The sequence below is a fragment of the Pseudomonas kurunegalensis genome (assembly GCF_030291635.1).
Classification (GTDB): domain Bacteria; phylum Pseudomonadota; class Gammaproteobacteria; order Pseudomonadales; family Pseudomonadaceae; genus Aquipseudomonas; species Aquipseudomonas monteilii.
Map to the genome: position 1 here is coordinate 274,162 of NZ_CP127871.1, position 14,186 is coordinate 288,347.

Here is a 14,186-nt window from a genome sequence, read left to right on the forward strand (position 1 = left end):
CGCCTGGTGGTAGTTGTGTCTGCTCAGCCAGCGCTGCGCATAGGCAGGAAGGGCGGGAGGTAAAGCGAAAGGTACGCCTCGAACACGCGCATGCCTTCTTCCGCCATGCGTGGTGTGATCTGCTCGAACAACTGCATCGAGCGGGCGTAGACGCGGTCGCTCAGCTCCATGGCCAAGGCGAATACATCCACATCACCCGGCATGGCCGGCAGCTGGAAATGCCGGTCGAACAGGCTGTGCATCAGCTTGCCCAGCTCCATGTCGTGCTGGCGGTCAGCCTGCACCACTTCACTCAGCCCGTGCTGGGCGAGGATCAACTGGCGTGCAGCGGCATCTTCGTTGTAGATGGCAAGCATGCGTTGCTCGATCAGCCGCGACAGTTGGTGCCAGGTTGCAAAGGCGTGGCTGTCGATGGGGGCACTCAACGCTTCGCGAAACGCCCGATGCACATCGGCCGTCAACGCTTCCAGCAACGCTGGCACGCTGGCGAAGAAGTGATACACCGAAGAGGGCGGAATCTGTGCCCGTTCGGCCACGCTGTAGATGGACAGTGCCGCCACCCCTTGCTCGGCCAGCAACTCGCGTGCAGCCGCCAGGATCGCTTCGATCCTGGCCTGGCTGCTGGCGCGTGGCTTGCGCGGGGTGGCGGTGCGGTTCATCAGTTGCTGATTGCCAGGATACTGGCCTGGTAGGCGCCGACGAACAGGTCGAAGTCACCGACTTCTTCCTGTTCCAGCTCGGACTGCTTGGCGAGCGATTCACGGGCCAGTGTTTCGAAGGCCTGTTGCTGCTCGTTGCTCAGAGGCTGCTCGCGGAACGTTTCGGCGTGGATCCGGCTTTGGCGCAGAGAGAACTGGACGAAGGTTTCGTCGTGTTCGGTCATGCGTGCCAGCACCTGGGCCGACGGGGTCAGCGAAGCGTCGTCGACCTTGGCTTGCTGCGCATCCAGGGCCTTGGCGTGATCCTCACCACCTTGCGCCTGGTCGAGCAGATCGGCCAACGGTCGAATACGCTGGATCAGTTCGCTGGCCCAGTCTTTCAGGCTGATCGGCTGGCCATTGCGGTGCAGCTCAAGGCCCGGGCGGCGGCCTTCCTTGACCACGGTCAGGAAGTTGCTGGTGCACTGGCCGCATTCGCCGTTGTCCAGCTGCGGGCTGTCTTCCAGTGCGCAGAACAGCAGGAACGCATCGAGGAAGCGTGCCTCGGGCAGGTCGATGCCCACCGGCAGGAACGGGTTGATGTCCAGGCAACGCACTTCCACGTACTGCACGCCACGCGAAGTCAGGGCCTGGATCGGCCGTTCGCCGGTGTAGGTGACCCGCTTGGGGCGAATGTTCGAGTAGTACTCGTTTTCGATCTGCAGGATGTTGGTGTTCAGTTGCACCCACTCGCCGTCCACGTGGGTACCGACTTCAACGTAAGGCGGGTAGGGCGTGCCCACGGCCTTGCGCAGGCTATCGGTGTAGCTGGCCAGGTTGTTGTAGCACGGCGTGAGGCCGGCCTGGGCGTTGCTCTGGTAGCCCAGGTCGCTCATGCGCAGGCTGGTGGCATAGGGCAGGAACAGGGTTTCGGCATCCAGCTCTTCGAGCTGGTGCGGGCGGCCACGCAGGAAGCCTTTGTCCAGGGCTGGCGAAGCGCCGAACAGGTACATCAGCAGCCAGCTGTATCGGCGGAAGTTGCGGATTAGCGCGATGTAGGCCGACGACTGGTAGTCACGGTCGTCTTCAGTGCTGCCTTCGGCTTCGCGCAGCAGCGGCCACAGGGCCTCGGGCAGCGAGAAGTTGTAATGGATACCGGCGATGCACTGCATGGTGCGGCCGTAGCGCAGGGCCAGGCCCTTGCGGTAGACGTGCTTGAGCTTGCCGATGTTCGAGGTGCCGTACTCGGCAATCGGGATGTCCTCCTCGGCCGGCAGCGTGCATGGCATCGACGGGCTCCACAGGTATTCGTCGCCCAGCTTGCTGTAGACGAAGCGGTGTGTCTGTTCGAGGCTTTCGAGTACCTTGGCCGGGTCGGGCAGGGCTGGGGTGATGAACTCCAGCAGCGACTCGGAATAGTCGGTAGTGATCTGCTCGTTGGTCAGTGCCGATCCCAAAGCTTCCGGGTGCGGGGTCTGGGCCAGGCGACCTTCGTCGGTCACGCGCAGGCATTCGCGCTCAATACCGTGCAGGCACTGCTTGAGCAGGGGAAGATTGGCGCCGAGCAGGCTCAGGCGGCGGTTGAGGAGGTCGCTCAAGATGTATTCCTTCACGCGTCAGTCGCCCCAATATGGGGGTAGAGATAACGGTCTACAAGGGTAGGAAGAAAGGAACTGGCGTTGTCGCCTGGTTTACGCGGTTCCAGCAGTGCCAGCGCACTGCTGAAAATACCGCAGATACAGCTTGGTGAGCTAGAGAACCGCGAAGGTTCCTTGCGCTTTTGCCACCAGTTTGTCGCCCTGGACTACGTCGGCGTCGACCACCAGGGTACGCCGCCCGGCGTGCAGCACGCGGGCGGTACACAGCACTTCGCCGTCACTGACGGCGCGCATGTAGTTGATCTTGCACTCGATGGTGACGCTTTGCTGGTCAAAGCCATGGCTGGCCGAGCAGGCCAGGCCCATGGCGATGTCCACCAGGCTGAAGATCGCCCCGCCGTGCAGCTTCTGGCCCCGGTTGCGCAAGTGCGGCTCGAGGGGCAGGGCCACCTCGGCAACACCGGTTTCCAGGCGTTGCAGACGGCAGCCCAGCAGCTGGCTGAAGGCGCTTTCGACGTATTCGCGGGGTACGTCCATCACTTCTTCTTCAACTGCTTGGCGTTGGCGAACAGCGAGGCCATGGCATTGTTGGCCGGTGCGGCAGTGGCGGTTTCACGCGGGCGCGGGGCCTGCTGCTGGCGGTTGCCGCCATTGCCACGGTTACCGCCGCGATTGCCTTCGACCTTTTCGCCCGGTGTGTCGCTCATGCGCATGGACAGGCCGACGCGTTTACGCGGGATGTCCACTTCCATGACCTTGACCTTGACCACGTCGCCGGCCTTGACCGCTTCACGCGGGTCTTTGATGAACTTCTCCGACAGCGCCGAGATGTGCACCAGACCGTCCTGATGCACGCCGATGTCGACGAAGGCGCCAAAGTTGGTGACGTTGGTCACCACGCCTTCGAGGATCATGCCCGGCTCCAGGTCCTTGAGGTCTTCGACGCCGTCCTGGAAGGTGGCGGTCTTGAACTCGGGACGTGGGTCGCGGCCCGGCTTGTCCAGCTCCTGCAGGATGTCGGTGACGGTCGGCAGGCCGAAGGTTTCGTCGGTGAACTTTTTCGGGTCCAGGCGCTTGAGGAAGCTGCTGTCGCCGATCAGCGAGCGGATGTCGCGGTCGGTGTCGGCGGCAATGCGTTGCACCAGCGGGTAGGCCTCGGGGTGTACCGCAGAGGCGTCCAGCGGGTTGTCGCCGTTCATCACACGCAGGAAGCCGGCGGCTTGTTCGAAGGTTTTCTCACCGAGGCGGCTGACCTTTTTCAGGGCTGCACGGGTAGCGAACGGGCCGTTGGCATCGCGGTGGGCGACGATATTCTGCGCCAGCGTGGCGTTAAGGCCGGAAATACGGGTCAGCAGTGCCACCGAGGCGGTGTTCACGTCCACGCCCACGGCGTTCACGCAGTCCTCGACCACGGCATCCAGGCCACGCGCCAGTTTCAACTGGGACACGTCGTGCTGGTACTGGCCGACACCGATGGATTTCGGGTCGATCTTCACCAGCTCTGCCAGTGGGTCCTGCAAGCGGCGGGCGATCGACACGGCGCCACGGATCGACACGTCCAGGTCCGGGAACTCGCGGGCGGCCAGTTCCGATGCCGAGTACACCGAAGCACCGGCTTCGGAGACCATGATCTTGGTGATTTTCAGCGCTGGGTATTTTTTGACCAGCTCGGCCACCAGCTTGTCGCTTTCGCGGCTGGCGGTGCCGTTGCCGATGGCGACCAGCTCCACCGAGTGCTTGGCGCACAGCGCGGCCATGATGGAAAGGGTGCGGTCCCAGTCGTTTTTCGGCGCGTGCGGGTAGACCGTGGTGTGGTCCAGCAGCTTGCCGGTGGCATCGACCACGGCAATCTTGCAACCGGTGCGCAGGCCCGGGTCGAAGCCCAGGGTGGCGCGCGGGCCGGCCGGTGCGGCCAGCAGCAGGTCGTGCAAGTTGTGGGCGAACACGTTGATCGCCTCGCCTTCGGCGTTGTCGCGCAACTCGCCGAACAGGTCGGTTTCCAGGTGGGTGTACAGCTTGACCTTCCAGGTCCAGCGCACCACTTCACCCAGCCACTTGTCGGCCGGGCGGCTGCGGTTTTCGATGCCGACGTGGCTGCCGATCATCACTTCGCACGGGTGCAGGGTGCCAGGCAGCTCTTCGCCCACTTTCAGCGAGGCACTCAGCACGCCTTCGTTGCGCCCGCGGAAGATTGCCAGGGCGCGGTGCGACGGGGCGGTGCGCAGCAGTTCGTCGTGGGCGAAGTAGTCGCGGAACTTGGCGCCTTCTTCTTCCTTGCCCGCTACCACGCGGGCGCTGAGCACCGACTCCTGCTTGAGGAAGTTGCGCAGTTTTTCGAGCAGCGAGGCGTCTTCGGCGAAACGTTCCATCAGGATGTACTTGGCGCCTTCCAGCGCAGCCTTGACGTCGGCCACGCCTTTTTCGGCGTTTACGAAGCGTGCGGCTTCGCTTTCCGGTGCGAGGGTCGGGTCGTTGAACAGGCCGTCGGCCAGCTCGCCCAGGCCGGCTTCCAGGGCGATCTGGCCCTTGGTGCGGCGCTTTTGCTTGTACGGCAGGTACAGGTCTTCGAGGCGGGTCTTGGTGTCGGCCAGCTTGATTTCGCGGGCCAGCTCCGGGGTCAGCTTGCCTTGTTCCTCGATGCTGGACAGGATGCTGGCGCGGCGCTCGTCGAGTTCGCGCAGGTAGCGCAGGCGCTCTTCCAGATGGCGCAGTTGGGTGTCGTCCAGGCTACCGGTCACTTCCTTGCGATAACGGGCGATGAAAGGCACGGTCGAGCCTTCGTCCAACAGGCCCACGGCCGCCTCGACCTGCTGGGGGCGTACGCCCAGTTCCTCGGCGATACGGCTGTTGATGCTGTCCATGTAAACCACCTGACATTTGTGAATACGGGGGTCGCCTGTGGGCTTTTCGCCCGGCGGCGCTGGATGAAAGCCGCGCATTATACCCATCGCAAACGGCTTGCGGTGATGGCGCCCGGCCAGCCGGAACTGGCGCCCGGGGAAAAATCTGCTAACAATGCTCACGCAACGTGCAGCAATGGCTACGCCATAATGCGCGGCGATATCAGAGGAGTTATTCATGACCGGCACCGCAAACACCGCTGAAGGTGACAAGATTCTCATCGTCGACGACGACCCGGGGCTAAGCAGCCTGCTGGAACGTTTCTTCACCAGCAAGGGCTACCGTGCCCGTGCAGTGCCCAACACCGAACAGATGGACCGCCTGCTGCAACGCGAGGTGTTCAACCTGGTGGTGCTCGACCTGATGCTGCCGGGCGAAGATGGCCTGTCCGCGTGCAAGCGCCTGCGCCAGCAGAACAACCAGATCCCGATCATCATGCTCACCGCAAAAGGCGATGAGTTGAGCCGTATCAAAGGCCTGGAGCTGGGCGCCGACGACTACCTGGGCAAGCCGTTCAACCCGGACGAGCTGATGGCCCGGGTCAAGGCCGTGCTGCGCCGCCAGGCACCCGCTGTACCCGGGGCACCGGGTAGCGAAGACGAATCGGTCACTTTCGGTGATTACGAGCTGTCGCTGGCTACCCGCGAACTCAAGCGTGGCGATGAAGTGCACATGCTCACCACCGGTGAGTTCGCCGTGCTCAAGGCCTTGGTGATGCACGCCCGCGAACCGCTGACCCGCGACAAGCTGATGAACCTGGCCCGTGGCCGCGAGTGGGATGCACTGGAGCGCTCCATCGACGTGCAGATCTCGCGCCTGCGCCGCATGATCGAGCCGGACCCGTCCAAACCGCGTTACATCCAGACCGTCTGGGGCGTGGGCTACGTGTTCGTGCCAGACGGAAACGCCGGTAAATGATGCCTGGCCGTCGATGAAAACACCGCTCTGGTTTCCGCAAAGCTTCTTCGCCCGCACCCTGTGGCTGGTGTTGATCGTGGTCCTGTTCAGCAAGGCCTTGACCCTGGTCTACCTGCTGATGAACGAGGACGTGCTGGTCGACCGTCAGTACAGCCACGGTGTGGCGCTGACCTTGCGTGCCTATTGGGCTGCCGACGAAGAAAACCGCGACAAGATTGCCGAGGCGGCGGGCCTTATCCGCGTGACCGGCTCGGGTGTGCCCGAGGGTGAACAGCACTGGCCCTACAGCGAGATCTACCAGCGGCAGATGCAGGCCGAACTGGGTGAGGACACCGAGGTGCGGCTGCGCATTCATGCGCCACCGGCACTGTGGGTGAACGCGCCAAGCCTGGGCCCCGGTTGGCTGAAGGTACCGCTGTACCCGCACCCGCTGCGCGGGCAGAAGATCTGGAACGTGCTGGGCTGGTTCCTGGCCATTGGCCTGTTGTCCACCGCCTCGGCCTGGATCTTCGTGCGCCAGTTGAACCAGCCGCTCAAGCGCCTGGTGTTCGCCGCTCGTCAGCTGGGCCAGGGGCGCAGTGTGCGCCTGCCGATCAGCGATACGCCCAGCGAAATGACCGAGGTGTACAAGGCCTTCAACCAGATGGCCGAGGACGTCGAGCAGGCCGGGCGCGAGCGTGAGCTGATGCTGGCCGGGGTGTCCCATGACCTGCGCACACCGCTGACCCGTTTGCGCCTGTCGCTGTCACTGCTGAACAGCGACAGCGATTTGAGTGACGACATGGTCCGCGATATCGAAGACATGGACGCGATCCTCGATCAGTTCCTGGCCTTTATCCGCGATGGCCGTGACGAGCCGGTAGAAGAGGTCGACCTGGCGGATCTGGTGCGTGAAGTGGTGGCACCGTATAACCAGCCGGAAGAACGTGTGCGCCTTTGCCTGGAGCCTATTCCGCCATTTCCGCTGCGCCGGGTTTCGCTCAAGCGCATGCTGGGCAACCTGATCGGCAACGCCCTGCACCACGCTGGCAAAGGGGTCGAGGTGGCGGCTTATGTGTCGGGTGACGAGAGTGCGCCGTATGTGGTGCTGAGCGTGCTGGACCGTGGTACAGGGATCGACGAGTCGGAGCTGGAGACCATCTTCAACCCGTTCATTCGTGGTGACCGGGCGCGGGGCGGCAAGGGCACCGGGCTGGGGCTGGCGATCGTCAAGCGGATCGCGGCGCAGCATGGCGGGAATGTAGAGCTGCGCAACCGGTCCGGTGGTGGGATCGAGGCGCGGGTGCGGTTGCCGCTAGGGTTGTTGTTACCGCGTAATGCTGTGTGATTGCTGGGGCTGCAAAGCAGCCCCAAAATTTCAGCCCTTACCCTTGGTCCGGGTCTGATTAGGCCCGCCGTTTTTCTCCAGGTGTTCGATGATCATCCCGGCCACGTTCTTGCCTGTGGTCACCTCGATGCCTTCCAGCCCCGGCGACGAGTTCACCTCCATCACCAGCGGCCCATGGTTGGAACGCAAGATATCCACACCTGCCACGCTCAACCCCATCACCTTGGCTGCACGAATCGCGGTAATCCGCTCTTCGGGGGTGATTTTGATCAGGCTGGCGACGCCCCCCCGGTGCAGGTTGGAGCGGAACTCACCCGGCTTGGCCTGGCGCTTCATGGAGGCAATTACCTTGTCGCCCACCACGAAGCAGCGAATGTCGGCGCCACCGGCCTCCTTGATGTACTCCTGAACCATGATGTTCTGCTTCAGGCCCATGAACGCCTCGATTACCGACTCGGCCGCCTGGGTGGTTTCGCACAGCACCACGCCGATGCCCTGGGTGCCTTCCAGCACCTTGATCACCAGCGGGGCGCCATTGACCATCTGGATCAGGTCGGGGATGTCGTCGGGTGAGTGGGCGAAGCCGGTAATGGGGAGGCCGATACCGCGGCGTGACAGCAATTGCAGCGAACGCAGTTTGTCGCGGGAGCGGGCAATGGCTACCGACTCATTGAGCGGGTACACGCCCATCATCTCGAACTGGCGCAGCACCGCGCAGCCGTAAAAGGTCACCGAGGCACCGATACGCGGAATAACCGCATCGAAGCCCTCCAGCGGCTTGCCGCGATAGTGAATCTGCGGCTTGTGGCTGGCAATGTTCATGTAGGCCCGCAGGGTATCGATCACCACCATTTCGTGGCCACGCTGGATACCGGCTTCGACCAGGCGGCGGGTGGAATACAGACGCGGATTGCGCGACAGCACAGCGATCTTCATGCAGCACCTGTGGCAGGAGAAAGAGTGGCCGGAAAGGCCGGTTTGTCTTGTACGTATTTCAGGCCAGGGTTGACCACCAACTGGCCGTGAATCAGGGCCTTGGAACCCAGCAACAGGCGATAGCGCATGTTCTTGCGGCAGGCCAGAGTGAACTCCACTTCCCAGACACCATCGCCCAAGGCCAGTGACGTGCGGATGACATAACGGGTCTGGGCCTGGCCGTTGGAGCTCTTGATGGTTTTCATGGTCACCAGCGGCGCTTCGCAACGGCGGTGGCGCAGTTGTACCACCGAGCCCAGGTGCGCAGTGAAGCGGACCCAGGGCTTGCCGTCGCGCTCGAAGGGTTCCACCTCGGTGGCGTGCAGGCTGGAGGTGCTGGCGCCGGTGTCGATCTTGGCGCGCAACCCGGCCACGCCGAGGTCAGGCAGGGCGACCCACTCGCGCAGGCCGATCACAGTCAAATGGTCAAATGTCTTCACGAAGCGCACCCTGCGAATGAGGTGGTGAACTGTAAGCACGGCGGGGATTTTTTGCATCCGCTGGTTACGGTAGTACAGTTCGATGAAACACAGTGTTCGAGGTAACGGGATGGCACAAAAAGCCGAAGACGACGACAAGGTTCGCCTGGACAAGTGGCTGTGGGCGGCGCGCTTCTACAAGACGCGGGCGCTGGCCAAGGCGGCGATCGAGAGTGGCAAGGTGCATTGCCGGGGCGAGCGTTGCAAGCCGGGCAAGGAGCCGCGTGTGGGGGACGAATTTGTACTGCGCACCGGGTTTGATGAGCGCACCGTGGTGGTGAAGGCGTTGTCGGTGGTGCGGCGTGGGGCGCCGGAGGCGCAGACGTTGTACGAGGAAACCGAAGAAAGTGTGCGCCGGCGCGAGCAGGCAGCTGAAATGCGCAAGGCCGGGGCCATGGGCGTGACCACCGATGGCCGGCCGACCAAGAAGCAGCGCCGGCAGATTCACCAGCTGCATGGGAGCTTTGATTGAATGGGGCCGCAAAGCGGCCCCAACGATTCAGCGGATAACCGCCAATCGCCTGACCAACGGTAGCTTGGCCGCGATGTTGAACAACGGCGCCGTCCAGCGCATCAACGCTGCGCTACCCTTGGCCGCCAGCGGCGTGTAATAGCTCCAGCCCAACGCCAGCACCGCCATCAGCAACCCGCCGATGTAGTCATCCTGCCCCCAGTGAGCACCGGCCACCAGGCGTGGCAACATGAACAGCACCGCCAGCCCCCAGATCACCAGGTACTGCACCAGCCGACGGCTGAACACGCTCATGAACAGCGCCCAGATCAGCAACACCGAGGCGTGATCCCCCGGGAAACTCTTGCTGGAACGGTCTTTCAGCTCCCAGGCCGCCTCCAGGTTCGGGTAGTAGTCACTGAGGTGGACGACGTCGTCAAACATCATCGACGGGCTCTTGTGTTGCCATCCGGCTGCATCCACCCACTTGGAAAACAGCGCGCGAATCACCACTAAGAGGAGTAGCGTGACCAGAAAGCCGAAGAAGGCCTGGCGAACTTGAGCGGCCTTGAACACCCAGTCGCCCCGGATAAGCACCGCCAGTAGGATCAGGCCGACGACGATGTCGAACGGGCGCAGGCTGCCGACGGTCCAGATGTAGCGCCAGGTGGTGCTGTCGGCCAGCGGCGCATTGAGGCTGTGGAACAGCCACTCGTCGAAAGTCAGGCACAAGATCTGGCCAATGGGCCATAACCAGAAACACAGTAGAGCGATGGGTAGCAGCGTGCAGGCTGCCAATGGCCCCAAGGACCACCTTGCTTGGAACAGTGGTCGATTGTCCATAAAATACCTCTATTGCAAACAGGAATCGGAGCGCCTTGTGAGCGCTCTGTCACGGGTTCTCGCAGGTTTTTCGATAACCCTTGTAACCATTTTGTCATCATTTTTAGATAGCCAAAACCTATGAGCGATTTGCCTGATACCGATTTCACCCAACGTTTCATCTTCGACGAGCGCGATGTGCGCGGCGAGTGGGTGTCTCTCGACGACAGCTACGCTGCGGTGCTGGCGCGTCATGAGTACCCTCAACCGGTCAAGGCACTGCTCGGCGAACTGATGGCCGCCACCGCCTTGCTGGTGGGGGCATTGAAGTTCGATGGCCTGCTGATTCTGCAGGCGCGTTCCGCAGGGCCGATTCCGCTGCTGATGGTGGAATGCTCCGGTGACCGCGACATTCGCGGCATGGCCCGTTACGAGGCAGACCAGATTCCGGCAGACGCCACCCTGTCGCAGTTGATGCCCGACGGCCACCTGACCCTGACCATCGATCCGGTCAAGGGCCAGCGCTATCAGGGCACCGTGGACCTCGATGGCGCCAACCTGTCGGAGTGCTTCACCAACTACTTCGTTCAGTCGCAACAGCTCAATACCCGCTTCTGGCTCAATGCCGAAGCCGGCAAGGCCCGTGGCCTGCTGCTGCAGCAACTGCCGCGTGATCGTCAGCCGGACGACGAAGAGCGTGAAGAAAGCTGGCAGCACGTCGTGGCATTGGCCACCACGCTCAAGGCTGATGAGTGGGCGCTGGACAACGAAACCCTGCTGCACCGCCTGTACCACGAAGACGCCGTGCGCCTGTTCGATATTCAGCCTCTGCGCTTCAATTGCAGCTGCTCGCGCGAGCGATCCGGTAATGCGCTGGTCAGCCTGGGTGAGCACGACGCCAAGGCGCTGGTGGAAGAATGTGGCGGGACCGTGGAGATCGATTGCCAGTTCTGCAACGAGCGCTATTTCTTCGATGCCAGCGATGTGGCGCAACTGTTTGCCGGTGGCGGCACGGACGTAGCCTCAGAAACTCGTCACTGAAACGTTTAATTGCAGGGAAATCTCCTGTCGAATTGCGCAAAAGCGCGGTTACGACAGGAGGGGCCTACTTTTTTTGGGCGTTTCTGGCATAATCCGGCCACTTTTTTCGCTGTAGTAGTTTTTTCAAGACAACTACAAAACGTTTGGAGCACTCGGCCTCGGGCCGGATGGGGTATCTCATGACGCAAGCCAACAACACCGTGTACACCGACCTGAGCGTCGATGAGCTGGTAAAAGAAGCGCTGCAACGCGGTGAAGGCGTACTAGCCGATACTGGTGCACTGGTCGTGGAGACTGGTCACCGTACTGGCCGTTCGCCGGCTGACCGTTTCATCGTCGAAGAACCTTCCACCCAGGACGCCATTTCCTGGGGCCCGATCAACCGCAAGTTCCCGGCCGACAAGTTCGATGCCCTGTGGGACCGCGTCGAGGCGTTCAACAACGCCCAGGATCACTTCGTTTCCTACGTTCACGTAGGGGCGGCGGCCGAGCACTACCTGCCGGTGAAGATGACCACCCAGACTGCCTGGCAGAACCTGTTCGGTCGTTGCCTGTTCATCAACCCGGAGCAGTTCAACCTGGCTAAACGCGACGAGTGGCAGATCCTCAACGTTGCCAACTTCGTGTGCGAGCCTGAGCGTGACGGCACCAACTCCGACGGTTGCGTGATCATCAACTTCGCCGCCAAGAAAGTGCTGATCGCAGGCATGCGCTACGCCGGCGAAATGAAAAAAGCCATGTTCTCGGTGCAGAACTTCCTGCTGCCGGCTGCCGACGTACTGCCAATGCACTGCGCGGCCAACATCGGCGAAGAAGGCGATGTGACCCTGTTCTTCGGCCTGTCCGGCACTGGCAAGACCACCCTGTCGGCCGACGAAAGCCGTTACCTGATCGGTGACGACGAGCACGGTTGGGGCGAAGGCGTTGTCTTCAACATGGAAGGCGGCTGCTACGCCAAGTGCATCGACCTGTCCGAGAAGAACGAGCCGGTCATCTGGAAAGCCATCAAGCACGGTGCAGTGCTGGAAAACGTCGTGCTCGACGCCAACAAGCACGCCGACTACACCGATGTCAGCCTGACCCAGAACAGCCGTGCGGCCTACCCGCTGGAGCACGTTGCCAAACGTTCCGAAGCGAACCTGGGCGGCGAGCCTAACGCAGTCATCTTCCTGACCTGCGACCTGACCGGTGTTCTGCCACCCGTTTCGATCCTGAACAACGAGCAGGCGGCCTACCACTTCCTGTCCGGCTACACCGCGCTGGTCGGTTCGACCGAAATGGGCTCGGGCGGCGGCATCAAGTCGACCTTCTCCACCTGCTTCGGCGCACCGTTCTTCCCGCGCCCGGCTGGCGAGTATGCCGAGCTGCTGATCAAGCGTATCAACGGCTTCAACTCCAAGGTCTACCTGGTCAACACCGGCTGGACCGGTGGTGGCTACGGCGTTGGCAAGCGCTTCAGCATCCCGACTACCCGTGCCGTGATCGCTGCGATCCAGAGCGGCGCGCTGGTCGGTGCTGAAACCGAGCACCTGGACATCATCAACCTGGACGTGCCGAAGGCCGTTCCGGGCGTTGAAACCGAGCTGCTCAACCCGCGCACCAACTGGGCTGACAAAGCGGCCTACGATGAGGCCGCCAAAGGCCTGGCCAAGCTGTTCATCGAAAACTTCAAGAAGTTCGAAGTTTCCGACGCCATCAAGGCTGCTGGTCCACAGCTGTAAGCTGAGCCCAGCCGTAACGAGAAAGCCGCCTTTAGGGGCGGCTTTTTTGTTCCTGCTAATCAGCACCGTCATTGTGGGAGCGGCCTTGCGTCGCGAAAGGGCTGCGTAGCAGCCCCAGGATTTCAGTGATGTATAGATTGCCGGGGCTGCTCTGCAGCCCTTTCGCGACGCAAGGCCGCTCCCACAACGGATCGCAGGCAGCCAAAGTGCGGAAATTCTGTTTCACTGTCAGCATCCATTGCGAAGACAAGAGCCAGACAGATGACCGAATCCCCTCAGCGCACTGCCTTCTCCCACTTCCACCCCATCCTTACCCGCCCTCAGGACAACGACCTGAACGGCCATATCGCCGGCGCCACCGTGCACGGTTTCTTCGAGACGGCCATTCAAGCGTTTCTTGTAGAGCAGGCCGAGCTGGACCTGCGTGACGGTGAACTGGCGGCCTTCGTGGTCAGTTCGGCGGCGGACTTCTACGCGCTGCCGGGCTTCCCGGATGTGCTGGAGGTGGGCTTGGGCGTGACACGCCTGGCGGGCAGTACGGTGGAGTACCGCCTGGCGCTGTTCCGGCCGGGCGAGCCGGAGGCGTGTGCGGCAGGCACGGTGGTGCAGGTGTTCATCGAGCGGGCCAGTGGCCGGCCTGTGACGCTGCCAGAGGCGCTGCAGGTGATCCTGTCCGGCCTGGTGCTGGAACCACAGGCATAAAAAAGCCCCGCCGGCAGGGGCGGGGCTTTTGTTGCCGGGGCGAGGCCCTCAGGCATTAGTCGCGCCAGTGGCGCTTGTGCTTGCGGTGGCCGTAGTGGTGGCCACGGTCGTAGTGACGACGGTCGTCGTAGTCGCGACGGTAACGGCGGTTCTCGTGGCGCTCGTCTTCGTCGGCCTTGTTGCCCATGTAGTTACCCAGTGCGCCACCGGCACCACCGCCGGCTGCTGCGCCAATGTAGCTACCAGTGGTGCCGCCCACCGAGCGACCGACCACGTTGCCGCCTGCGGCGCCCAGTGCGCCGCCGATAGCGGCCTCACCGCGCTGGCGCTTGTCGGCGCCCAAGGCACCGCCGGCTGCGCCGCCAAGGCCGGCACCAATGGCGCCGCCGGTGCTACCACCGATGGAGTTGCCCACCACTGAGCCCAGTACCCCACCCAATGCGCCGCCAATGCCGGCCTCGGTGGTGCCGCCTGCCATGGCCACGCCGCTGAGCAAGCTAAAAGACAACAACAGAATCGAGGAGTACTTCTTCATCAAGAGAGCCTCATAAGGATGACGAGGCGAATTTGAGGCTATCGAGCGTGGCTGGCAATGGAAATCCGACGAGTAACA

General features: G+C 62.5%; 14 protein-coding genes. 6 read left to right on the forward strand and 8 right to left on the reverse strand.

What is annotated here, in order from left to right; all coding sequences use genetic code 11:
- Nucleotides 1-23: 23 nt before the first annotated feature.
- The 4 genes from QQ992_RS01085 to QQ992_RS01100 form a co-directional block, all read right to left on the reverse strand.
- Nucleotides 24-659 carry a TetR/AcrR family transcriptional regulator gene (locus tag QQ992_RS01085; protein ID WP_119368478.1) on the reverse strand — a complete coding sequence of 212 codons (636 nt, stop codon included), beginning with the start codon at nucleotides 657-659 and terminating at the stop codon, nucleotides 24-26.
- Nucleotides 659-2,236: a glutamate--cysteine ligase gene (gene gshA / locus QQ992_RS01090; protein WP_286111979.1), complete on the reverse strand. Its 1,578-nt coding sequence runs from the start codon at nucleotides 2,234-2,236 to the stop codon at nucleotides 659-661. Before gshA ends, QQ992_RS01085 begins: the two co-directional genes overlap by 1 nt.
- Before the next feature lie 153 nt (nucleotides 2,237-2,389).
- Complete coding sequence (locus QQ992_RS01095; RefSeq protein ID WP_110741914.1) at nucleotides 2,390-2,773, reverse strand: PaaI family thioesterase; 384 nt, start codon at nucleotides 2,771-2,773, stop codon at nucleotides 2,390-2,392.
- The gene (locus tag QQ992_RS01100) at nucleotides 2,773-5,097 is read right to left on the reverse strand and encodes a Tex family protein (protein ID WP_286111980.1); all 2,325 of its coding nucleotides are present in this window, start codon (nucleotides 5,095-5,097) and stop codon (nucleotides 2,773-2,775) included. Before QQ992_RS01100 ends, QQ992_RS01095 begins: the two co-directional genes overlap by 1 nt.
- A gap of 217 nt (nucleotides 5,098-5,314) precedes the next feature.
- Here QQ992_RS01100 and ompR point away from each other — a divergent pair, with 217 nt between their 5' ends.
- Complete coding sequence (ompR, locus tag QQ992_RS01105) at nucleotides 5,315-6,055, forward strand: osmolarity response regulator transcription factor OmpR (protein ID WP_016484407.1); 741 nt, start codon at nucleotides 5,315-5,317, stop codon at nucleotides 6,053-6,055.
- 13 nt (nucleotides 6,056-6,068) lie between these two features.
- Complete coding sequence (locus tag QQ992_RS01110) at nucleotides 6,069-7,382, forward strand: ATP-binding protein (RefSeq protein ID WP_060501261.1); 1,314 nt, start codon at nucleotides 6,069-6,071, stop codon at nucleotides 7,380-7,382.
- A 30-nt stretch (nucleotides 7,383-7,412) separates the two neighbouring features.
- On the opposite strand, the gene rimK is transcribed toward QQ992_RS01110, so the two are convergent.
- The gene (gene rimK, locus QQ992_RS01115; protein ID WP_008099005.1) at nucleotides 7,413-8,318 is read right to left on the reverse strand and encodes a 30S ribosomal protein S6--L-glutamate ligase; all 906 of its coding nucleotides are present in this window, start codon (nucleotides 8,316-8,318) and stop codon (nucleotides 7,413-7,415) included.
- Nucleotides 8,315-8,797, reverse strand: coding sequence for a retropepsin-like aspartic endopeptidase RimB (rimB, locus tag QQ992_RS01120; RefSeq protein ID WP_119368482.1), 483 nt, complete (start codon nucleotides 8,795-8,797; stop codon nucleotides 8,315-8,317). The genes rimK and rimB overlap by 4 nt, the downstream gene beginning before the upstream one ends.
- Before the next feature lie 109 nt (nucleotides 8,798-8,906).
- On the opposite strand from rimB, the gene QQ992_RS01125 reads away from it, so the two are divergent.
- Nucleotides 8,907-9,308: an RNA-binding S4 domain-containing protein gene (locus tag QQ992_RS01125; RefSeq protein WP_016714465.1), complete on the forward strand. Its 402-nt coding sequence runs from the start codon at nucleotides 8,907-8,909 to the stop codon at nucleotides 9,306-9,308.
- A 27-nt stretch (nucleotides 9,309-9,335) separates the two neighbouring features.
- Here QQ992_RS01125 and QQ992_RS01130 read toward each other — a convergent pair whose 3' ends face one another.
- Nucleotides 9,336-10,130, reverse strand: a complete 795-nt coding sequence (locus QQ992_RS01130; protein WP_019096895.1) for a phosphatase PAP2 family protein — start codon at nucleotides 10,128-10,130, stop codon at nucleotides 9,336-9,338.
- A 120-nt stretch (nucleotides 10,131-10,250) separates the two neighbouring features.
- Between QQ992_RS01130 and hslO the strand changes: the two genes are divergently transcribed.
- The 3 genes from hslO (at nucleotide 10,251) to QQ992_RS01145 (ending at nucleotide 13,573) form a co-directional block, all read left to right on the forward strand.
- A complete protein-coding gene (gene hslO / locus QQ992_RS01135) occupies nucleotides 10,251-11,150 on the forward strand; it encodes an Hsp33 family molecular chaperone HslO (protein WP_019096894.1) in 900 nt (299 codons plus the stop codon).
- A 179-nt stretch (nucleotides 11,151-11,329) separates the two neighbouring features.
- Nucleotides 11,330-12,871: a phosphoenolpyruvate carboxykinase gene (locus QQ992_RS01140; protein ID WP_286111981.1), complete on the forward strand. Its 1,542-nt coding sequence runs from the start codon at nucleotides 11,330-11,332 to the stop codon at nucleotides 12,869-12,871.
- Nucleotides 12,872-13,132: 261 nt separating this feature from the next.
- On the forward strand, nucleotides 13,133-13,573 hold the full coding sequence (locus QQ992_RS01145; RefSeq protein WP_060501251.1) for an acyl-CoA thioesterase: 441 nt from the start codon (nucleotides 13,133-13,135) through the stop codon (nucleotides 13,571-13,573).
- Nucleotides 13,574-13,628: 55 nt separating this feature from the next.
- On the opposite strand, the gene QQ992_RS01150 is transcribed toward QQ992_RS01145, so the two are convergent.
- Nucleotides 13,629-14,108, reverse strand: coding sequence for a YMGG-like glycine zipper-containing protein (locus QQ992_RS01150; RefSeq protein WP_060501250.1), 480 nt, complete (start codon nucleotides 14,106-14,108; stop codon nucleotides 13,629-13,631).
- Between the last annotated feature and the right edge of the window lie 78 nt (nucleotides 14,109-14,186).

What these genes read in the sequence shown, in the direction of transcription:
- ompR (WP_016484407.1), top strand. Translation starts at nt 5,315, where the DNA reads ATGACCGGCACCGCAAACACCGCTGAAGGTGACAAGATTCTCATCGTC.
- QQ992_RS01125 (WP_016714465.1), top strand. Translation starts at nt 8,907, where the DNA reads ATGGCACAAAAAGCCGAAGACGACGACAAGGTTCGCCTGGACAAGTGG.
- QQ992_RS01140 (WP_286111981.1), top strand. Translation starts at nt 11,330, where the DNA reads ATGACGCAAGCCAACAACACCGTGTACACCGACCTGAGCGTCGATGAG.
- QQ992_RS01145 (WP_060501251.1), top strand. Translation starts at nt 13,133, where the DNA reads ATGACCGAATCCCCTCAGCGCACTGCCTTCTCCCACTTCCACCCCATC.
- QQ992_RS01130 (WP_019096895.1), bottom strand. Translation starts at nt 10,130, where the DNA reads ATGGACAATCGACCACTGTTCCAAGCAAGGTGGTCCTTGGGGCCATTG.
- QQ992_RS01110 (WP_060501261.1), top strand. Translation starts at nt 6,069, where the DNA reads ATGAAAACACCGCTCTGGTTTCCGCAAAGCTTCTTCGCCCGCACCCTG.
- QQ992_RS01085 (WP_119368478.1), bottom strand. Translation starts at nt 659, where the DNA reads ATGAACCGCACCGCCACCCCGCGCAAGCCACGCGCCAGCAGCCAGGCC.
- QQ992_RS01150 (WP_060501250.1), bottom strand. Translation starts at nt 14,108, where the DNA reads ATGAAGAAGTACTCCTCGATTCTGTTGTTGTCTTTTAGCTTGCTCAGC.
- QQ992_RS01095 (WP_110741914.1), bottom strand. Translation starts at nt 2,773, where the DNA reads ATGGACGTACCCCGCGAATACGTCGAAAGCGCCTTCAGCCAGCTGCTG.
- rimK (WP_008099005.1), bottom strand. Translation starts at nt 8,318, where the DNA reads ATGAAGATCGCTGTGCTGTCGCGCAATCCGCGTCTGTATTCCACCCGC.
- QQ992_RS01100 (WP_286111980.1), bottom strand. Translation starts at nt 5,097, where the DNA reads ATGGACAGCATCAACAGCCGTATCGCCGAGGAACTGGGCGTACGCCCC.
- hslO (WP_019096894.1), top strand. Translation starts at nt 10,251, where the DNA reads ATGAGCGATTTGCCTGATACCGATTTCACCCAACGTTTCATCTTCGAC.